Below are 18,281 nucleotides of genomic sequence, written 5' to 3' on the forward strand. Positions count from 1 at the left end.
CCAGGATTATTCATTGTTTTTTGTTTTACTTGTTCTGTTTTCTGATTAAATTCAGTGCACTTCCTGCTTTAAACCACTCAATTTGCACATTATTGTATGAGTGATTTGCTACAATACTGTCACTTGTTCCATCTTCATGTGTTACAACAAGTGTTAATGGTGTTCCAGGAGTAAAATCAGTTAAACCGATAATATCAATTTGATCTTTTTCCTGAATTTTATCGTAATCCGCTTTATCAGCAAATGTAAGTGCCAGAACTCCTTGTTTTTTCAAATTGGTTTCATGAATCCGAGCAAACGAACGCACAATAACGGCTTTAACACCCAAATGACGCGGCTCCATTGCAGCATGTTCTCTTGATGATCCTTCACCATAGTTTTCATCCCCAACTACGATTGAACCTACTCCTTGTGCTTTTAACGCTCTAGCTGTAGCAGGAACTTCATCATAAGAACCACTAACCGGATTAAAAATGGAATTGGTCTCTTCGTTAAAGTAATTAACAGCTCCAATCAGCATATTGTTCGAAATGTTATCCAAATGCCCGCGGAATCTTAACCACGGTCCTGCCATAGAAATGTGGTCTGTTGTACATTTTCCTTTGGCCTTGATCAACAGGCTTAATCCTTTGTAATCTGAACCATCCCATTCTCCAAAAGGAGCTAACAATTGCAAACGCTCCGAATCTTCTTTCACATCCACAACTACTTCCGAACCATTTGCCTGAGGAGCCAGATAACCTGAATCCTTCATATCAAATCCATTTGGTGGAAATTCTAGTCCTGTTGGTTCATCAAGCTTCACCTCTACTCCATCTTCATTAACAAGAGTATCAGTCATTGGATTGAAACACAAATCTCCTGCAATAGCCATAGCCGTCACCAATTCAGGCGAAGCTACAAAGCCATGTGTATTTGGATTCCCATCATTACGCTTGGCAAAATTTCTATTGAAAGAAGTAATGATTGAGTTCTTTCTTGTCGGATCGTCGGTATGACGTTTCCATTGCCCAATACAAGGTCCACATGCATTGGCCATGATCACACCTCCAATATCTTCAAACTCTTTCAGGATTCCATCTCGCTCTGTAGTGTATCTCACCAGTTCCGAACCAGGAGTTACCACAAACTCAGCCTTCACTTTCAGATTCTTATCCTTAGCCTGTTTTGCAAGTGATGCAGCCCTCGATAAATCTTCGTAAGATGAGTTCGTACAAGATCCGATCAAACCAACCTCCAAAGTTTGAGGATAATCATTCTCCTTAACGGCTTTGGCAAAAGATGACAGATCGTGGGCCAAATCAGGAGTAAACGGACCATTAATATATGGCTCTATCTCTGAAAGATTTATTTCAATTAGCTGATCGTAGTATTTTTCAGGATTTTGGTACACTTCTTCATCAGAACGCAAGTGCTCCATTACTACATCCGCCAAATCTGCAACTTGTTCACGACCTGTGTGACGCAAATAGTTGCTCATATTCTGATCGTAACCAAAAATAGAAGTCGTTGCACCAATTTCAGCACCCATGTTACAAATGGTTCCTTTACCTGTACACGACATGGCATCGGCACCCTCTCCAAAATACTCTACAATTGCACCAGTACCACCTTTTACGGTAAGAATACCAGCTACTTTTAATATTACATCTTTAGGAGAAACCCATCCGCTTAATTTACCTGTAAGTTTTACTCCAATTAATTTTGGCATTTTTAATTCCCAAGGCATTCCTGCCATTACATCTACAGCATCGGCTCCGCCAACACCAATGGCTACCATACCCAAACCACCTGCATTTACAGTGTGCGAATCGGTACCAATCATCATACCTCCCGGAAATGCATAGTTTTCCAAAACTACCTGGTGAATAATACCAGCTCCTGGTTTCCAAAAGCCAATACCATATTTATTAGATACAGATTCCAAAAAGTTATATACTTCATTGTTTTGATCCTTAGCGTCAGCCAAATCTTTTTCAGCTCCTATTGATGCCTGAATCAAATGATCACAATGCACTGTAGATGGAACCGCTACTTTAGCCTTACCTGCATTCATAAATTGAAGCAAAGCCATTTGAGCTGTAGCATCCTGCATTGCAACTCTATCCGGAGCAAAATTTACGTAATCTACTCCTCTTTCAAATTTTTCACCTTTTTCTTCAACAGATAAATGTGAATACAATACTTTTTCACTTAAGGTTAGTGGTTTGCCTAGAACATTTCTGGCTTTATTCACCCTTTCGGGCATCTTCTCGTAAACAGATTTTATCAATTCAAAATCAAATAGCATGTCTAGTGAATTTTTGATTAATTTTTAATTCAAATTTTGGTCTTTCAGCATTTAACAATCGAAAATCCCAGAATGCGAATCAATCTTTTCGGATTTCCCGATCTTTTTATGTGTATTTTTGACACATATCCGCAAATGCTGATATTTCTAAATCTCAATATTTTAGCCTTACCTAAGATTCATAAACGAGTGTTAAGTAAGATCAAATTTAGATATCTAAATATAACAAAAACTTGGTATTTTAAAAAGATGAAGGTGAATTTCTTGTTTAAGAAAACTCAAAATTTACACCTTTGGCATAATTTTAGTATACCAAAAAAAATTCCCCCTAATAAATTTGATTTCAGGTTTGAATTTAAATTCCTTTAAAGAGATCTACCCTTTGTTCCGAATTCGACCACCTGAAGGTCTTTAATCTCTTTACCATCGATTATAAATTTCACTAAAGTTTGCACCTTATGAAATCCCTGTAATCCTGCTGCTCCAGGATTAATGTGTAACAAGTTCAACTCCTTGTCGAATACAACTTTTAAAATGTGGGAATGTCCTGAAATAAAAAGTTGTGGCGGATTGCTAAAAATTTCCGGCTTCACATTTACATCATACCTTTTAGGATATCCTCCTATATGAGTCATCCATACATCCACATTCTCGCAAGTAAATCGATTATGCTTTGAATATTGCGAACGAACTTCCTGACCATCAATATTGCCATGAACTGCAACGAGAGGTGCGATTTGATCAAGAGCTTCTGCCGTTTCAATATTTCCAATATCTCCAGCATGCCAAATTTCATCACAATCACTCAAATGCTTTAATGCAACAGAATCAAGATGCCCATGCGTATCGGAAAGTAACCCAATTTGCTTCATTTAAGTGTGTTTTGAATTTTGGAAGCGTGAAGATAAGAAAAAGATTCAATTTTTAACCAGTAATTAAAGTTTTAAACCAAATATATCGCATAAGTTGTCGGTATTAATTACTACTTTTGCATGCTAAATTTTGAAAGTAAATACAATTCTATAAATGGGTTTCAAAGAAGAAATTAAAAGACGCCGTACGTTCGGAATTATTTCACACCCGGATGCCGGTAAAACTACACTAACCGAAAAATTACTTCTTTTTGGTGGTGCAATTCACGTTGCAGGTGCTGTAAAATCAAACAAGATTAAGAAAACTGCAACTTCTGACTTCATGGAAATTGAACGTCAGAGAGGTATTTCGGTTGCAACATCGGTAATGGGATTCGAGTACAAAGGACATAAAATCAATATCCTTGATACTCCAGGTCACCAGGATTTTGCAGAAGATACCTACCGTACCTTAACTGCCTGCGATAGTGTAATTATTGTAATTGACGTTGCCAAAGGGGTTGAGGCACAAACCAGAAAGCTAATGAAGGTTTGTAGAATGCGTAAAACACCTGTGATCGTATTCATTAACAAAATGGACCGCTTGGGTAAGGATGCTTTTGATTTGCTTGATGAAATTGAAAAAGAATTGCAATTGAGTGTAAATCCTTTGAGTTGGCCAATTAATATGGGCCCTGACTTTAAAGGTGTATACAATATCTATCACAAAAATTTAAGCTTGTTTACTCCTGCTACTCAAACTGTAGAAGAGAGTATCGAATTTGATGATATCTCCAATCCAAAATTGGAAGAATACATTGGAGAAGATGCAGAAGTGCTTCGCGAGGAATTGGATTTGGTATCGGGAGTTTATCCTGAATTTGATGTTCAGGAGTATTTGGATGCTAAGATTGCTCCGGTATTCTTTGGATCAGCTTTGAACAATTTCGGTGTACGCGAATTATTGGATGTATTCATTAAAGTAGCTCCTTCTCCACTGCCATGTCAGACTGTTGAAAGAGTGATCGAACCTGAAGAAGAAAAGTTCTCTGGTTTTGTGTTTAAGATTCATGCCAATATGGATCCGAATCACCGAGACAGAATTGCCTTTGTAAAGATTGTATCGGGAACCTTTAAAAGAAACAAACCATATCTGCATGTAAGAAATGGCAAAAAATTGAAGTTCTCGAGTCCAACAGCATTTATGGCCGAGAAAAAATCAATTGTCGAGGAAGCTTTCCCGGGCGATATCATAGGTTTGCACGATACCGGAAACTTCAAAATTGGTGATACCCTAACTGAAGGTGAAAAAATCAACTTTAAAGGAATTCCTAGTTTCTCTCCTGAGTTGTTCAAATACATCGAAAATGCCGATCCGATGAAATCGAAGCAATTGGCAAAAGGGATTGACCAGTTAATGGATGAAGGGGTTGCTCAGTTGTTTGTTTCTCAGTTCAACGGAAGAAAAGTAATTGGAACCGTTGGCGCGCTACAGTTCGAAGTAATCGAGTACCGTTTGCTACACGAATACAGTGCATCCTGTCGTTGGGAACCAATCATGCTTCACAAAGCATGTTGGATTAAGACCGAGGATGAAGAACAATTAAAAGAATTCAAGAAGGCAAAATATCAATACATGGCAAAAGACAAGCACGGTAGAGATGTTTTCCTTGCAGATTCAGGATACATGCTTCAAATGGCACAATCAAATTATCCGAATCTTGAATTCCATTTTACATCAGAATTTTAAATCAGACAGAATATGGCTTTAAAAGAAGGATTAACTGCCACACAAGAAATGATTGTTGGCGAACAAAATACAGCAAAATATCACGGATCAGGTAAATTGGATGTTTATGCAACTCCTGCAATGGTTGCTTTTATGGAAGGAACTGCAGTAGCTTGTATCGACACTGATCTTGAAGAAGGAATGGATTCGGTTGGAATTCAAATTGACACCAAACACATCAAAGCCAGCAAGCTTGGTGCTAAAATTACTTGCACTGCAAAATTGGTAAAAGTGGATGGTAAAAAATTAAGTTTCGAAATTGAAGCAGCTGACGAAGATGGACCAATTGGTTCTGCTTTCCACGTTCGCTATATTATCGATCCTGTAAAATTCATGAGCAGATTGTAAAATCACTTGATATGCAAAATACCAATAAGCCCTGAAAGGAAAAATCTTTCAGGGCTTACTTGTTTGAAAAAATATCTGTTTTCGATTTACTCCATCAGCCTCTTCTCTCCTTCCAAATTCTTAAGATCAGTTAAATCCTGACTCACTTCGATACATCCTTTGTAGTTTCCTTCATCATCGCGCAAAGCGAAATATTGAATTAAAATAAACCTGCCTTGCATCTGAATCCAGAAGGGTTCACTATCCTTTGCTCCCGATTTAAAGGCTTTCAACAGCTCATCTACTATGTGGACACTTTCAGGTGGATGACAGTTCTGAACTGTTCTGCCAATAATGGCCTTGGAACGGGTAAAGAACCGATCTTTAGGATTAGAAAAGAATCTCACTCTATCATTTTCATCAATCATGGTGATGTCAACAGGTAGATGATTCAGAAGCATCATTGCCTGGTCCAAAGTCATTAAGCCTGTATCGAAATTCAGTAAGGTTTTGCCCAATTGTTTTGCATCTAGCTCTTTTCCTTCGAATGAAAATGACTTGGATTTTTTACTTTTTTGATCAGGAGTGAAAACCGGCGAAGAGATAAAGCTAAAGCCTACTTCCAAACTTTGTTGGTTCATTTCATCCCATAAATCAGATGATACGGCATTCAATGCAACAGGGAATAGCAAATATTCTTCCCTGAAAATGATGGTATACTTTAAAAAGAACAGGTCTCCAATCAGTTTGTTAATCAATTTCAGCTCTGCTTGTTCGGCGGCAAGAGCTTGCAACAATTCCTTCCTAAGGCGTCTGATATCATCGTGAATGGACCACATCACCCCCAAGCATTTGTACTCCGGGTACAGGTTCTCAAAATATGGAAAGAAAATATTCTCTTTTCGTGAATAATGCTTTTCAAATTCCGCAAACTCTTCTATTCTTGAATGGATTTCTCCTAGATCTTTCCTTAAATCATCTTCAGTTTCAGCTTTGTTAAACGATTTTACCAATGGTTTGATTTCCCCCAATCGTTTTTCCAACTCTCTATTTTCCTGCATCAAAATTCCCAGGAAATGATTTGAATCCACTTTGGGTTTTTCATGAGCAATAATAGCATTGTGAAAGACATTCAATGATTTATTGATCCCAATTTTTAAATCGTCCATAGGCAAATCTTCCTCAACCAACTTATGAACTACCTGAATGATATCGTTTGGACACAAATGATCTATTGCCTCCTGATGAGTTTCAATTAATTCTTTGCCATTTTTCCCTTTAATCAGATCCAGACAAAACTGGAATAATGAATCAATGCGGGCAGCATTGTTATTAATAAATTCTGACATATGTAATGCTTTACAGTTTATCAGATTAAAATACAACAAATGCCATTCGCTTACAAACCCAAGCGATTCTACTTTAGATTATCCTTTCGTGCATAATGATTCATAAGGTATTTAATTACCGATTTGGCATTGTCGGGATAGTTTAGTTTTGTAATTAAACCTTCTTCTTTGATCCATTCTCTTATTTTAGCCGGACCATCACCCTCCAAATCTGTTATAACAGGAATTCCCAATTCTCTTAATGCATGAGCATTACAGACTTGTTCAAATTGATTTTTCATGGGAATCACCGCAAGTTTCTTTCCCAGGTACAAACTTTCGGCAGGTGTTTCAAAACCTGCACCACATAATACTCCGGCACAATCTTTCAGGCTCCGAATAAAAGCTTCACCATTCACCGGGTTGATGTCTACATTAGCCGATCGATACTTTAACTTGCTATGCTTTGAGTAAACCACCCATTGAATATTTGGAAAATGAGATAATACCGAAATCAGTTTCTCATCAGAGTAAGCAGGTAAATAAACAAGATAATAGCCATTATTTTTAGGCTCCAATAACCTGATCTCTCTTCTGATTACAGGGGTGAACATGTTATGCCCGTATTCTTTAAAATGAAAACTTACATTGTGATTGCATGGCGCATAATTTTTTAAAACCTGGAAAGCCAAAAATTCAATTTTCTCAGGCATTGGAGTACGAGAGTTCAACATGGCACTCTGATGACTCAATCCCAAACAAAAAACCTTTTTCAGTTTACAGGCCCAGGAAGTTACAGGTTCAAAATCACTGATTACCAAATCGTATTCCTCAACAGGCAACGATTTGATATCTTTTAAAAATCGATAAACATTAAACTTTCGAATGGTTTTCCATATATCGATCCCACCATTCTTACCAAAGAAAAAGCCTAAACCTTGTTTCTTAAATTTTATTGAATGATTAAATTCTAAATCATGGTGCAAACCTGAAATTAAAATATCAACCTCAGCTTCTTTTTTTAAATAAGGAATCAGTTCAATGGCTCTACTCAAATGGCCATTGCCTGTTCCTTGAATTCCATATAATATTTTCATTAATTGTTCTTCATCAAAGCTTGTTCAGAAAAATGAGGATAAAAATCATCACGATGCAGCAGTTTTTTCTCCAGAGGTAAATTCTACCAGTAGTTCTTTAAATATCTTATTGCTATCATCCAATTGATAACTCTCCAGATCGAGTTCCATGACTTTTGCATTCTGATCTTTATGGTATTCATAAATGCTCCATTCTCCTTTATGATACTCCAATGCACTTAAGCTTTCAATCCAATCTCCGGAATTTAAATACATGACAGATCCATTTTTGGAAGTAATCTCTTTATATTCCGGATGGTGAATGTGACCACAAAGAACGTAATCGTAGCCTTTGTTAATTGCAATTTCCGCAGCTGTTTGTTCAAAACTATTGATGTACTTTACCGCAGATTTTACGCTGTTTTTTATTTTTCTTGATAAAGAAACTTTCTCTCGTCCCATTAACATAGCAAGATAATTCACCATGGAATTGATCATGATTAACAGATCATATCCAATGGAACCAAGCTTTGTTAGCCATTTTGCATACTGCATGGTAACATCAAATACATCGCCATGAAACACCCACGCTTTTTTGCCATTTAGATTTAAAATCAGCTTGTTTACAATTTGCAACTTGCCCAGTGTAAATCCCTCAAATTTCCTCAACAACTCATCGTGATTTCCGGTTACATAATACACTGGTACTCCCTTTGACAATAATGATGTGATGTGTTTGATGATACGCATATGTGACTTGGGCCAGTATCTCTTTTTAAATTGCCAGATATCTACAATATCACCATTCAATATTAATTTTTGGGGTTGGATGGAGTTTAGATATTTTAGCAGCTCATCTGCTCTACATCCGATAGTTCCCAAATGTATATCAGATAAAACTACAACTTCTACCTTTCGCTTATTTTTCGCCATATATTCAACTACTTGATTATAGGCAAATGTAAATCGCTCTTGTTAAGTTAATTGACGAAAAACATTACAAAATGGTAAAGAATAAAGTATTATGAGTTAAGAAAAGGTGTGATATAAGCTTAATAATTGGCACAAAAATTAACATTTATGGATCTTCATCGCAGAAAACCTCTTATTTTTCATTATGAGTCACCAGCATTAAGTTTTGGCCAGATATTTGCTTCTTCATGCATAAAAATTTAAGAAACCATAAACTCAAATCACCGTAGTATTCATTTTAAATTTATTTTTACGACATTAAAAATCCCACACATATGAGAAAACTATTACACTACATTGTATTATCAAGCCTTGTTGTTTTAACGGCATGCAGTTCCGGAGAAAAAGCATTGCAACATGGAAACTATTTTGCAGCCGTAAGCAAATCGGTTGATCGATTAAGATCAAATCCTGATAAAGTAAAAGCCCAGGAAACCTTACTTTCAAGCTACCCGCTGGCAGTACAATGGTACGAAAGAGAAATTAACAATTTACAGGCTTCTGCTGATCCTTTTAAAAACACCAAATCTGTGGATAAATACCAGTTGCTAAATCGCATGTATAACGATATCAACAGATGCCCGGCAGCCATTCGTTTGATTCCAAATCCTAAATCATACCAGTATGAATTGGAACAGGCAAAGCTAAATGCTGCACCTGAATGTTACCAGGCTGGCTTAAATGCTTTGGCAAAAGGTGGCCGACAAGATGGAATCAATGCCTACAACCACTTCCAAAAAGCCAATGGTTTTGTTCCCAATTACAAGGATGTTCAAATTAAACTTGAGGAAGCTGAATACATGGCAACCCTAAAAGTAATTATTGAACACATCCCTGTGAATTCTCAAAAATACAAGTTAAGCTCTGAGTTTTTCCAGGACCAGGTAACACAATATCTTTTCCACAATATCAAAAGAAGATTTGTACGCTTTTACACTCCTAAACAAGCTGAACTTGAAAAGCTTGAATATCCGGACCATATTATTTCAATGGGATTTGAAGATTTTGTTGTTGGAGAAACTCATGACACAAATTACGAGAAGGAAGCCATTAGTGCAGATAGTGTTGAGGTAGGTAGTACAACCCTTAAAAACGGAGATAAAATAAAAGTCTATAATAAAGTAAAGGCAAAGCTTCACATTCACAAAAGAGAAGTTATTTCCAAAGGTTTACTATCCCTTAAGGTAATTGAATTTGGCAATCAAAAAATTATCAATGACAAAAGATTTGGCGGCCAATTCATTTGGTTTCATGAGTGGGGACACTTTAATGGCGATGAGAGAGCATTAAGCAAGGAAGAGCTTGAAATTTGTGAACATGAACCAATTCTTCCTCCTCCACATCAGGATTTGTTTGTTGAGTTTACCAAACCCATTTACAAAGATTTAACCGAAGAGTTACGAAGGTTTTATAACAGATATTAATAATCAAAAGCCATTAGTTCCTTGCTAATGGCTTTTAATTTTCACGACAGTTATCACAACTGCTAATCTTTTTTTCGTAGTCTACGATTCGTCCTTTCGAATCTTTTTGAAAAGTACAACACTTATTTAATGCTTCTTTTAAAAGATTTCTTCCACGCTGAACTCTCGATTTAGCAGCAGAATATGAAATTTGAAGTTTCTCTGAAAGTTCTTTCTGGCTCAATCCATTCAACTCACTTAACAAAAGCGCATCTCGATAATCCTCGGGCAAAGATTTGATCATAGGCACAATACAAGACTGGATATCAGCCATAGCATTGGCATCATTTTCATCTTCTAACTCAAGAAGCTGAATTTCCGATTCTTCATGATGTTCACAGCGACGATAATGATCAATTATGGTATTCCTGGTAATTTGAAACAACCAGGCCTTTACCTTCTTCCCTTCATGTAAAGTATCAATATTATTGTGAATTTTTATAAAAACCTCCTGCAATAAATCATCTGCCAAAGCAGAATCGGATACTCTTTTTCGAATAAAAGAAAGCAATTGTTTGTGATATGTTCTCCATATATGCTCTACCATACATTCTCAAATTAAACTATAGAGAACAAAAATATAAATTCTGAGAAACTATCTATAACGATTCTAAATAAAAAACCACTTACCTATTTTTCCGCGTACACGAAATAATAAATAAATGGTCTTGTGAAAATTAATTAGTAGTGGTTATTAAAATACAAATATATTTCTGTTGATTTAGCAGCCACACCCCTCACCACAGCCACACGCATCAATAATGTATTTCATATCTTTAAATTGATCAGCAATATCATTTTTTTCCTTACTTTCCGGCGAACACTGACATGGTCCAAGTCCCTTACAAGCACAATCTTTTAAAGGTTTATCTTCCGGAGCATTTAAAACTTGGTCTACCAATTCGGCATTCACATTATCATCGTTACAACAAATCCCGGTATGATACAATTGCGATCCACAACATTCGTTACTCATATTCTTTACTTTTTTACTTTCTACATTTTAATTCTAATCTCAATCAGGTAGACGCAGAATATGAAAAACGGACGCAAAAAAAATCGACAAAAATTAATTTTTGTCGATTCCTTCTGATTTATACGTTCTTATGAATAAAGTTATAATCATCGATTAAGGTTTGGAAAAATTGTTCCGGTGGCATTTCTGTTTTCATGCCCAATTGCTCCATCACTTTTGCTCGTGCTTTTAATCCAAAAGTCAACTTTTCTACAGGGTCGTCCATGGTTTTAAGTTGTTGTATCACTCTTTTGAAAAGTTCCAAATCTTTATCCACAACTTTTCTTGATTCAGGAAAAATCAATTGGTAATTATCTGGTACCTCTGATAATATGGTATTGCTAAGTTTCATGGTATGATTTGTTTTAACCACGGTTGTTTTAGCAAGAATATCTCCAAGTCTTTGGCCTTTTTCCCCAATTACAATGGTAAGAATAGCTGCAACACCATTGGTTATTCCAATATCTACCAAACGAAACATCCATCGAATTAGGTAGTGAATAAATCCAGGAGCATCTCCATCGATCTTACAAACCTTTATCTTCATGATACGCTTACCAGGAGTTTGCCCATTCATAAAGGTTTCAAAAAGTAAACTATAAAATAAAATTGGTACCAAAAAAACAAAGCCTATTGCAAATTCCTCTCCCAAAAGACCAACTACCATGGCTGTTGAAAAAACACAAACACCAATAAATAATACATCAAGCAGGTAAGCTGCAATTCTCTCCCCCACACTCGCCAGTGGGAAATTTAATTGTACATTCTGAGTCGTTTCAATTCCAATTTTAGACATAGGTAGTTTTGTTTAATACAGAACGAATATACCTATCGCAAACAAAAGATGAAAATTTACAAGCATAATTTATTAAACAGACTTTATAGACCATTGTTTTTCTACAACTTAAATAAATAAGATGTAAATAATCAATAAACAGCTTTTGTTTATTAAACTATTTAAAATAACTTTAGCGATCTAACACAGATTATTGGCTCTAATATTTATGAAAGAAATTGTATTTCTTAATCGAAATAAAAATAAATGGGAAAAATTTGAGCAATTAATTAAAGATCAATCAGAAAGTAATCCAGATACTTTGGCAAATTTATACATCCAAATTACTGATGATTTATCGTACTCCAGAACATTTTTCCCCAAGTCTTCAACTACTGCATATCTTAATCAGTTAAGTATGCGTGTTCACCAACAAATTTACAAGAACAAAAAGGCAAAAAAAGGAGCATTCAGAAATTTTTGGACTACCGAGCTTCCTTTAACATTATATGATATTAGAAAGCAATTGCTGTATGCTTTTTTAATTTTCTCGGTATCTGTTCTAATTGGTGTTTTATCTTCAAGAGGTGATCAAGCATTTGTTCGAACCATTTTAGGAGATGACTATGTAAACATGACTTTGAACAACATTGAAAAGAATGATCCAATGGCAGTTTACAAACAACATGGACAAACCTTAATGTTTCTGGGTATCACAATTAACAATGTAAAGGTGTCCATTATGGCATTTGTACTGGGAATTTTTACTGCTTTCGGAACTGGATATGTGTTATTCTCAAATGGCGTTATGCTGGGCAGTTTTACCTACTTCTTTGTGCGACACGATTTATTTTGGGAATCGACCCGGGTAATTTGGATACATGGAGCCCTAGAAATATCGGTAATTGTAATTGCTGGTGCTGCAGGTATCGTTTTGGGAAATAGCTTGATATTTACTGGAACTCTACCTCGAAAGACATCCATACAAATTGGAGTTAGAAAAGGTGTGAAAATTATTGCTGGAATCTTTCCAATATTCATAGTTGCAGGCTTTTTGGAAGGTTTCGTAACCAGACATACCAATATGCCAATGGTCCTGAGTTGGGCAATAATCATCAGTTCCTTTTCATTTATCATTTGGTATTTTGTAATAAATCCCGTTAGAGTATATAAGAATCAACATAAATTTTAAAAAATGACTACAGAGAATTTTAGACTTGAAAAGGTAAGAGATTTTGGGCTTCTTTTTAGTGACACTTTCCTTTTTATAAAGTACAACTTCAAAAACTTATTAAAAGGAATGCTGTACTATGTGGTACCATTTGGTTTACTGCATGGTGTTATTTTGGGTTTATTGCAATATGAAACCCTGCTCTCAATGGGAAACGGTTCAGGAATAAGTCCAAATTATTCATCTTCTACTGTTATCTATTCAACAATAGCTTCCTACTTTTTCATGCTGATTTCATACACAGTAGCGGTTGCCTTTGTAATGCAGTACATTAAGTTATATCGCGACAAAGGAGCTGATAACTTTGAGGTAAATGAAGTTGGGAAAGCCATGCTAAGCAATGTTCCAACAATTTTTGGCGCAATACTTTTATCTGCAATAATTGCCGTTGTTGGATTTGTTCTTTTTATCATCCCAGGAATTTACGTTACAATTTGTATTAGCCTGGTTGTTCCAATCATTGTTTTCGAGGAGGAAAGTGTGGGAAATGCCATTAGCGGTTGCTTTAATCTGATTAAGAACAATTGGTGGAATACTTTTGCCGTTCTTTTCGTTATGGGATTGATTAGTTCTGCATTAAATTTCGTGTTCCAACTTCCATCAACCATTTATCAATTAACAAGCACCATATTTATTGTCAGTGGTGATGCAATGACACCAAGTAAATCCTTACTGATCTTATTTTCAATGATACAGGGAATTGGATATGCTCTTATACAAGTTTTGCCTTTAACCGCCATTGCAATGCAATATTTTAATTTAATAGAGAAAAGACAAAGCCCGGCTTTATTAAAGGATTTGGAAACTGTTGGTAATAATGAAACATCCATTTCTAAATAATTATTTAGAATTGGTAATCCCGATAGTTATCGGGACCATCTGGCCTAAAATATCTAATTATAAACAGATGAATAGCCCGTTTAGAATATTAATTATAATAACTTGGTTCCTGATATTATCGGGAACCAAACTCTTTGCTGCCCAAGCCAATGAGGCAGATACTTTAATTCTTGATAAAGGTCAAGTAGAGATTTATAAAAAAGACATTTCTAAAAGTAGAATTGAGAACTATCGCCAACAAAAGGAATTTAACTACGAATTTTCTGAAGTTGAAAACCTCAGCTTATTCGATAAAATTCGCTTGATGCTGAACCGATGGTATGTATTTTTAGTTAAAAGCCTTGGAGTAGTATGGTTTTTACGATATATAATTCTGGGCGGATTATTAATTCTTCTCATATACATTATTATCAAAAGCAACTCCAGTGGACTGTTCAGTCCGCATCAAAAAATTATTAATATTCCATTTGCCGATGATGTAAATCCTGAAAGTGTGAATTGGGAAGAGGAAATTGCAAAAGCTGTAAAAATGGGGGAATACCGACTTGCCGTTCGTTACCAGTTTTTATCCTCTTTAAAATCACTTAGTAAAAACAATTTCATCAACTGGAAGGCCGAAAAAACCAATTACGATTACATCAAGGAAATAAAAGACCAGCAAGTAAAAACAGACTTTAATAAGCTAAGCAATCTGTACGAAGCTGTTTGGTATGGAAACTTTTCGATAATTCAAGACGAATATGCCTTAATTGGGCAGGATTTCGAAAAATTTAACTCATTGTTTAATACAAGAAACTAATAAAATGAAACTGATAATTCCCAAATCAACTTATCCGTTTATCGTCATCTTGATATTGCTGTTTCTTGTTGAACTATTTGCTCCAACACCAATTGACTGGACACAAAGCTTCAATTCTGATGACAAAAGGCCTTTTGGCTCCTATCTTTTAATGGACCTGATTAAAACAGATTTGTTTCCAAATAAAGAAGTAGAATTCAAAACAGTTCCAGTTTTTAATTATCCCGAAAGCAAGATATCAGATCCTCTTAAGAACTACATTTTCATTAGCAATAATCTGGAAATGCAAAAATGGGACGTCGATAAGTTGGTGAAGCTTGCTGAGAATGGAAATCAAATTTTTATTGCAGCATCATCAATTAGTCATCCCTTAGCAGATACACTTGAGCTTAGCCTTACACCCAATGTAATGTTTTCCAATCTTGGAAAAACAATACGCATTCAAAAATTGGAAAACCACAACATTTCCTTAAATAAAAAATACAAATACGAAAAGGCTTTTGATGTTGTAAGCATTGAAAAATTTAACAGAGACAGTTTAATTGTACTGGGAAGAGATGTAGATAAGAACATCCAATTTATTAAAAAACAATTTGGCAAAGGAAATATCTTTTATAGCTGCCAACCATTGGCATTTACCAATTACAACGTGGTTGAAGCTAATAATGCAGATTACATTGCCGGGGCTTTTAGCTACCTTCCTAACCAATCAGTTGTTTGGGATGAGTATTACAAACCAACAAGAGCATTAAGACACAGTTCGCCACTAAGGTACCTATTAACCCATCCGCCATTAAAATTGGGTTTTTACCTTTTGTTTTTCTGTCTGATATTCTTACTTCTGTTTCAAGGGAAAAGACAACAGAGAATTGTTCCCATAATTGAACCCTTGAGAAATACATCTCTTGAATTTATTCAAACATTAGGTTCCTTGTATTACACAAAGAAAAACCACAAAGATATTGCGGATAAGAAACTCAAATACTTTAAAGAATTCATTCGATCTCGATATCACATCGAATTCAAGAAGGAAAACATCAAAGAATTGAGCAGTCGATCAGGCTTGCCGGAAAAAACATTGCAAATGCTGTTCGATCAATCCAAATCAATTGAAACATTAACACATTTAACTCAGGAGGGCTTGGAAGATTTCCACTCCAAAATTGAATACATCTATAATCATTGCAAATAAGACAATCACATCATATGGAAAGAAACACACAATTCGAAAATAGAATTGATTTAGGTGAATTAAATCAGCTAATCAATCAAATTAAGTTTGAGATCCAAAAAGTAATTGTTGGACAAGAAAAAAACATAGACCTACTACTTGTTGGTCTATTCTCTAAAGGGCACATTTTAATTGAAGGTGTTCCCGGAATTGCAAAAACTTTATCGGCAAAGCTATTGGCAAAAGCAATCAGTTCTGATTTTTCAAGAATACAGTTTACACCTGATTTAATGCCATCGGATGTTTTGGGAACTACCATCTTTAACATGAGCAAATCGGAATTTGAATTCAACCAAGGTCCTATTTTCTCGAACATTGTGTTGATTGATGAGATCAACCGTGCTCCTGCCAAAACTCAATCGGCCCTGTTTGAGGTAATGGAAGAATACCAGGTGAGTATTGATGGAAACACCTATAAAATGGGTGAACCATTCTGGGTATTGGCAACACAAAATCCAATTGAACAGGAAGGAACCTATAGATTGCCTGAAGCACAACTGGATCGATTCTTAATGAAAGTTGAGTTCGAATATCCAAGCGAAGAGGAAGAATTAAGCATACTTGAAACCAAACACGAACGAAGAGGAGCTTTAGAAACTCAAATCATAAACAAGGTAATATCTGCTGATCAAATTAAAGAAATGCAAGATAGAGTTCAGTCCATTCACATCGATGAAAACCTGAGAAAATACATTGTGCAGATTGTTCAAAAGACCAGAAATCATCCTGGAATTATTTTAGGAGCCTCTCCTCGTGCATCGGTTTCGGTAATGACAGCAGCCAAGGCTTTCGCAGCCATTCATGGACGCGATTTTGTGACTCCTGACGATATCAAAAATATTGTTGCTCCAGTTTTACATCATCGTTTAATTTTAACCCCTGAGAAGGAAATGGAAGGAATTAAACCAAAGGAAATCATTCATCACATTTTGGAAGGTATTGAAATCCCACGATAATGAAGTTTATTAAATCTTTATACCTACATCCTTTTTTCTACTGGCTGATTAGCGCTATTGCCGTGATATCCGTATTGGGCTTTTTTATCCCAGTACTTTACACCATAGCAAAATTAGCCTGCCTGTTTTTTGTAATCGCTTTGGGCTTTGATATTCTTCTGTTGTATCGAACTAAAGACGCTGTTCAGGCAGAACGAATTTGTCCTGAAAAATTATCGAATGGAGATGAAAATCCGATTCAGATTAAGCTACAGCACAACTACAGTTTTACAGTTAACATTGATTTGATTGATGAAATTCCAATTCAATTTCAAAAGAGAGATTTTATCTATTCGCTATCACTAAAAGCAGGAGAAGAAAAAATGCTTAATTACTCGCTCAGACCATTAAGTCGCGGAGAATATCACTTTGGAGTAATTAATGTTTATGCCTATTCATTCTTAAAAATCATCAAGCGAAGGTTTAAGTTGGGTAATTCGGAAATGATTCCTTGTTATCCTTCATACATGCAAATGCGCCAATACGAACTGATGGCAATTTCGAACCGATTAACAGATTTTGGAATCAAAAAAATTCGCAGAATTGGGCATCAAATGGAGTTCGATCAGATTCGTGAATACGTAAAAGGAGATGATTACAGAACCATTAACTGGAAGGCAACGGCAAGAAAATCACAGATCATGGTAAATCAATACCAGGATGAGAAGGCTCAGCCTGTTTATTCGATTATTGATTGTGGCAGATCCATGAAAATGCCTTTTTATGGACTTAGCCTGTTGGATTATGCCATAAATACAAGCTTGGTAATATCGAACACTGCAATTTTAAAACACGATAAGGCAGGTTTGCTTTGCTTTGGTAAAAATGTTCATTCTAATATTCGTGCAGGAGGAAGAAGAACCCAGGTAAAGAAAATCATGGAGGTTTTGTACAACCAGGAAACCGATTATCCGGAACCCAATTACGAACTGCTTTATTCATCGGTGAAGCACTTTGTTAGAGGCCGAAGTTTGCTTATGCTGTACACGAACTTCGAAAGTTTGGATTCCATGAAAAGGCAACTTCCCTATTTACAGGGCTTGGCTAAAGATCATCTTTTGGTTGTGATTTTCTTTAACAATTCGGAAATTGAAGAAATGACCAAAAAAACAGCTGATAGCATTGAAGATATTTACGTAAAAACCATTGGAGAAAAGTTCTTATTCGATAAAAAACTAATTGCAAAAGAGTTGGAAAAGTATGGTATTCATACGATATTAACTGATCCAAAAGATCTAACGGTAAATAGTTTAAATAAATATTTGGAATTGAAATCCAGAGGTTTGATTTAATTTCTCA

General features: G+C 35.6%; 17 protein-coding genes. 9 read left to right on the forward strand and 8 right to left on the reverse strand.

Annotated elements, in window-relative coordinates; genetic code table 11:
- Positions 1-25: 25 nt before the first annotated feature.
- Together NQ163_RS11200 and NQ163_RS11205 are read right to left on the reverse strand one after the other, a co-directional pair.
- Positions 26-2,290, reverse strand: coding sequence for an aconitate hydratase (locus NQ163_RS11200; protein WP_268190414.1), 2,265 nt, complete (start codon positions 2,288-2,290; stop codon positions 26-28).
- Between the two features lie 365 nt (positions 2,291-2,655).
- Positions 2,656-3,162, reverse strand: coding sequence for a metallophosphoesterase family protein (locus NQ163_RS11205; RefSeq protein WP_268190415.1), 507 nt, complete (start codon positions 3,160-3,162; stop codon positions 2,656-2,658).
- Between the two features lie 154 nt (positions 3,163-3,316).
- Between NQ163_RS11205 and NQ163_RS11210 the strand changes: the two genes are divergently transcribed.
- Together NQ163_RS11210 and NQ163_RS11215 are read left to right on the forward strand one after the other, a co-directional pair.
- The gene (locus tag NQ163_RS11210; protein WP_110359196.1) at positions 3,317-4,891 is read left to right on the forward strand and encodes a peptide chain release factor 3; all 1,575 of its coding nucleotides are present in this window, start codon (positions 3,317-3,319) and stop codon (positions 4,889-4,891) included.
- 12 nt (positions 4,892-4,903) lie between these two features.
- Entirely contained in the window at positions 4,904-5,278 is a 375-nt protein-coding gene (locus NQ163_RS11215; RefSeq protein WP_268190416.1) for a thioesterase family protein, read from the forward strand.
- 86 nt (positions 5,279-5,364) lie between these two features.
- Here the strand turns inward: NQ163_RS11215 and NQ163_RS11220 are convergent, their stop codons facing one another.
- The 3 genes from NQ163_RS11220 to NQ163_RS11230 form a co-directional block, all read right to left on the reverse strand.
- Positions 5,365-6,606: a DUF438 domain-containing protein gene (locus tag NQ163_RS11220; RefSeq protein ID WP_268190417.1), complete on the reverse strand. Its 1,242-nt coding sequence runs from the start codon at positions 6,604-6,606 to the stop codon at positions 5,365-5,367.
- Between the two features lie 68 nt (positions 6,607-6,674).
- A complete protein-coding gene (locus tag NQ163_RS11225; RefSeq protein WP_268190418.1) occupies positions 6,675-7,682 on the reverse strand; it encodes a glycosyltransferase family protein in 1,008 nt (335 codons plus the stop codon).
- A gap of 48 nt (positions 7,683-7,730) precedes the next feature.
- A complete protein-coding gene (locus NQ163_RS11230) occupies positions 7,731-8,594 on the reverse strand; it encodes a UDP-2,3-diacylglucosamine diphosphatase (RefSeq protein WP_268190419.1) in 864 nt (287 codons plus the stop codon).
- 314 nt (positions 8,595-8,908) lie between these two features.
- Here NQ163_RS11230 and NQ163_RS11235 point away from each other — a divergent pair, with 314 nt between their 5' ends.
- Positions 8,909-10,057, forward strand: coding sequence for a hypothetical protein (locus tag NQ163_RS11235; RefSeq protein ID WP_268190420.1), 1,149 nt, complete (start codon positions 8,909-8,911; stop codon positions 10,055-10,057).
- Positions 10,058-10,091: 34 nt separating this feature from the next.
- Here the strand turns inward: NQ163_RS11235 and sigZ are convergent, their stop codons facing one another.
- From sigZ to NQ163_RS11250, 3 genes are all read right to left on the reverse strand, one after another.
- Positions 10,092-10,643: an RNA polymerase sigma factor SigZ gene (sigZ, locus tag NQ163_RS11240; RefSeq protein ID WP_268190421.1), complete on the reverse strand. Its 552-nt coding sequence runs from the start codon at positions 10,641-10,643 to the stop codon at positions 10,092-10,094.
- Between the two features lie 174 nt (positions 10,644-10,817).
- A complete protein-coding gene (locus NQ163_RS11245; protein ID WP_268190422.1) occupies positions 10,818-11,072 on the reverse strand; it encodes a hypothetical protein in 255 nt (84 codons plus the stop codon).
- Between the two features lie 118 nt (positions 11,073-11,190).
- Complete coding sequence (locus NQ163_RS11250; RefSeq protein ID WP_268190423.1) at positions 11,191-11,907, reverse strand: RDD family protein; 717 nt, start codon at positions 11,905-11,907, stop codon at positions 11,191-11,193.
- Between the two features lie 208 nt (positions 11,908-12,115).
- Here NQ163_RS11250 and NQ163_RS11255 point away from each other — a divergent pair, with 208 nt between their 5' ends.
- The 6 genes from NQ163_RS11255 (at position 12,116) to NQ163_RS11280 (ending at position 18,274) form a co-directional block, all read left to right on the forward strand.
- Positions 12,116-13,078, forward strand: a complete 963-nt coding sequence (locus NQ163_RS11255) for a stage II sporulation protein M (RefSeq protein ID WP_120239302.1) — start codon at positions 12,116-12,118, stop codon at positions 13,076-13,078.
- A gap of 3 nt (positions 13,079-13,081) precedes the next feature.
- Entirely contained in the window at positions 13,082-13,957 is an 876-nt protein-coding gene (locus NQ163_RS11260; protein ID WP_268190424.1) for a hypothetical protein, read from the forward strand.
- 67 nt (positions 13,958-14,024) lie between these two features.
- A complete protein-coding gene (locus NQ163_RS11265) occupies positions 14,025-14,756 on the forward strand; it encodes a hypothetical protein (RefSeq protein ID WP_268190425.1) in 732 nt (243 codons plus the stop codon).
- 4 nt (positions 14,757-14,760) lie between these two features.
- Positions 14,761-15,948 carry a DUF4350 domain-containing protein gene (locus tag NQ163_RS11270; protein WP_268190426.1) on the forward strand — a complete coding sequence of 396 codons (1,188 nt, stop codon included), beginning with the start codon at positions 14,761-14,763 and terminating at the stop codon, positions 15,946-15,948.
- A 14-nt stretch (positions 15,949-15,962) separates the two neighbouring features.
- A complete protein-coding gene (locus tag NQ163_RS11275; protein ID WP_110359209.1) occupies positions 15,963-16,943 on the forward strand; it encodes an AAA family ATPase in 981 nt (326 codons plus the stop codon).
- Positions 16,943-18,274 (forward strand): DUF58 domain-containing protein, encoded by a 1,332-nt coding sequence (locus NQ163_RS11280; RefSeq protein WP_268190427.1) that lies wholly within the window; start codon positions 16,943-16,945, stop codon positions 18,272-18,274. Before NQ163_RS11275 ends, NQ163_RS11280 begins: the two co-directional genes overlap by 1 nt.
- The last annotated feature ends 7 nt before the right edge of the window (positions 18,275-18,281 follow it).

This window comes from Marinifilum sp. D737 (genome assembly GCF_026672275.1).
Lineage (GTDB): Bacteria > Bacteroidota > Bacteroidia > Bacteroidales > Marinifilaceae > Marinifilum.

Bases quoted from the DNA above. Each gene is read 5' to 3' on its own strand.
- NQ163_RS11200 (WP_268190414.1), bottom strand. From the start codon at position 2,290: ATGCTATTTGATTTTGAATTGATAAAATCTGTTTACGAGAAGATGCCC.
- NQ163_RS11205 (WP_268190415.1), bottom strand. From the start codon at position 3,162: ATGAAGCAAATTGGGTTACTTTCCGATACGCATGGGCATCTTGATTCT.
- NQ163_RS11210 (WP_110359196.1), top strand. From the start codon at position 3,317: ATGGGTTTCAAAGAAGAAATTAAAAGACGCCGTACGTTCGGAATTATT.
- NQ163_RS11215 (WP_268190416.1), top strand. From the start codon at position 4,904: ATGGCTTTAAAAGAAGGATTAACTGCCACACAAGAAATGATTGTTGGC.
- NQ163_RS11220 (WP_268190417.1), bottom strand. From the start codon at position 6,606: ATGTCAGAATTTATTAATAACAATGCTGCCCGCATTGATTCATTATTC.
- NQ163_RS11225 (WP_268190418.1), bottom strand. From the start codon at position 7,682: ATGAAAATATTATATGGAATTCAAGGAACAGGCAATGGCCATTTGAGT.
- NQ163_RS11230 (WP_268190419.1), bottom strand. From the start codon at position 8,594: ATGGCGAAAAATAAGCGAAAGGTAGAAGTTGTAGTTTTATCTGATATA.
- NQ163_RS11235 (WP_268190420.1), top strand. From the start codon at position 8,909: ATGAGAAAACTATTACACTACATTGTATTATCAAGCCTTGTTGTTTTA.
- sigZ (WP_268190421.1), bottom strand. From the start codon at position 10,643: ATGGTAGAGCATATATGGAGAACATATCACAAACAATTGCTTTCTTTT.
- NQ163_RS11245 (WP_268190422.1), bottom strand. From the start codon at position 11,072: ATGAGTAACGAATGTTGTGGATCGCAATTGTATCATACCGGGATTTGT.
- NQ163_RS11250 (WP_268190423.1), bottom strand. From the start codon at position 11,907: ATGTCTAAAATTGGAATTGAAACGACTCAGAATGTACAATTAAATTTC.
- NQ163_RS11255 (WP_120239302.1), top strand. From the start codon at position 12,116: ATGAAAGAAATTGTATTTCTTAATCGAAATAAAAATAAATGGGAAAAA.
- NQ163_RS11260 (WP_268190424.1), top strand. From the start codon at position 13,082: ATGACTACAGAGAATTTTAGACTTGAAAAGGTAAGAGATTTTGGGCTT.
- NQ163_RS11265 (WP_268190425.1), top strand. From the start codon at position 14,025: ATGAATAGCCCGTTTAGAATATTAATTATAATAACTTGGTTCCTGATA.
- NQ163_RS11270 (WP_268190426.1), top strand. From the start codon at position 14,761: ATGAAACTGATAATTCCCAAATCAACTTATCCGTTTATCGTCATCTTG.
- NQ163_RS11275 (WP_110359209.1), top strand. From the start codon at position 15,963: ATGGAAAGAAACACACAATTCGAAAATAGAATTGATTTAGGTGAATTA.
- NQ163_RS11280 (WP_268190427.1), top strand. From the start codon at position 16,943: ATGAAGTTTATTAAATCTTTATACCTACATCCTTTTTTCTACTGGCTG.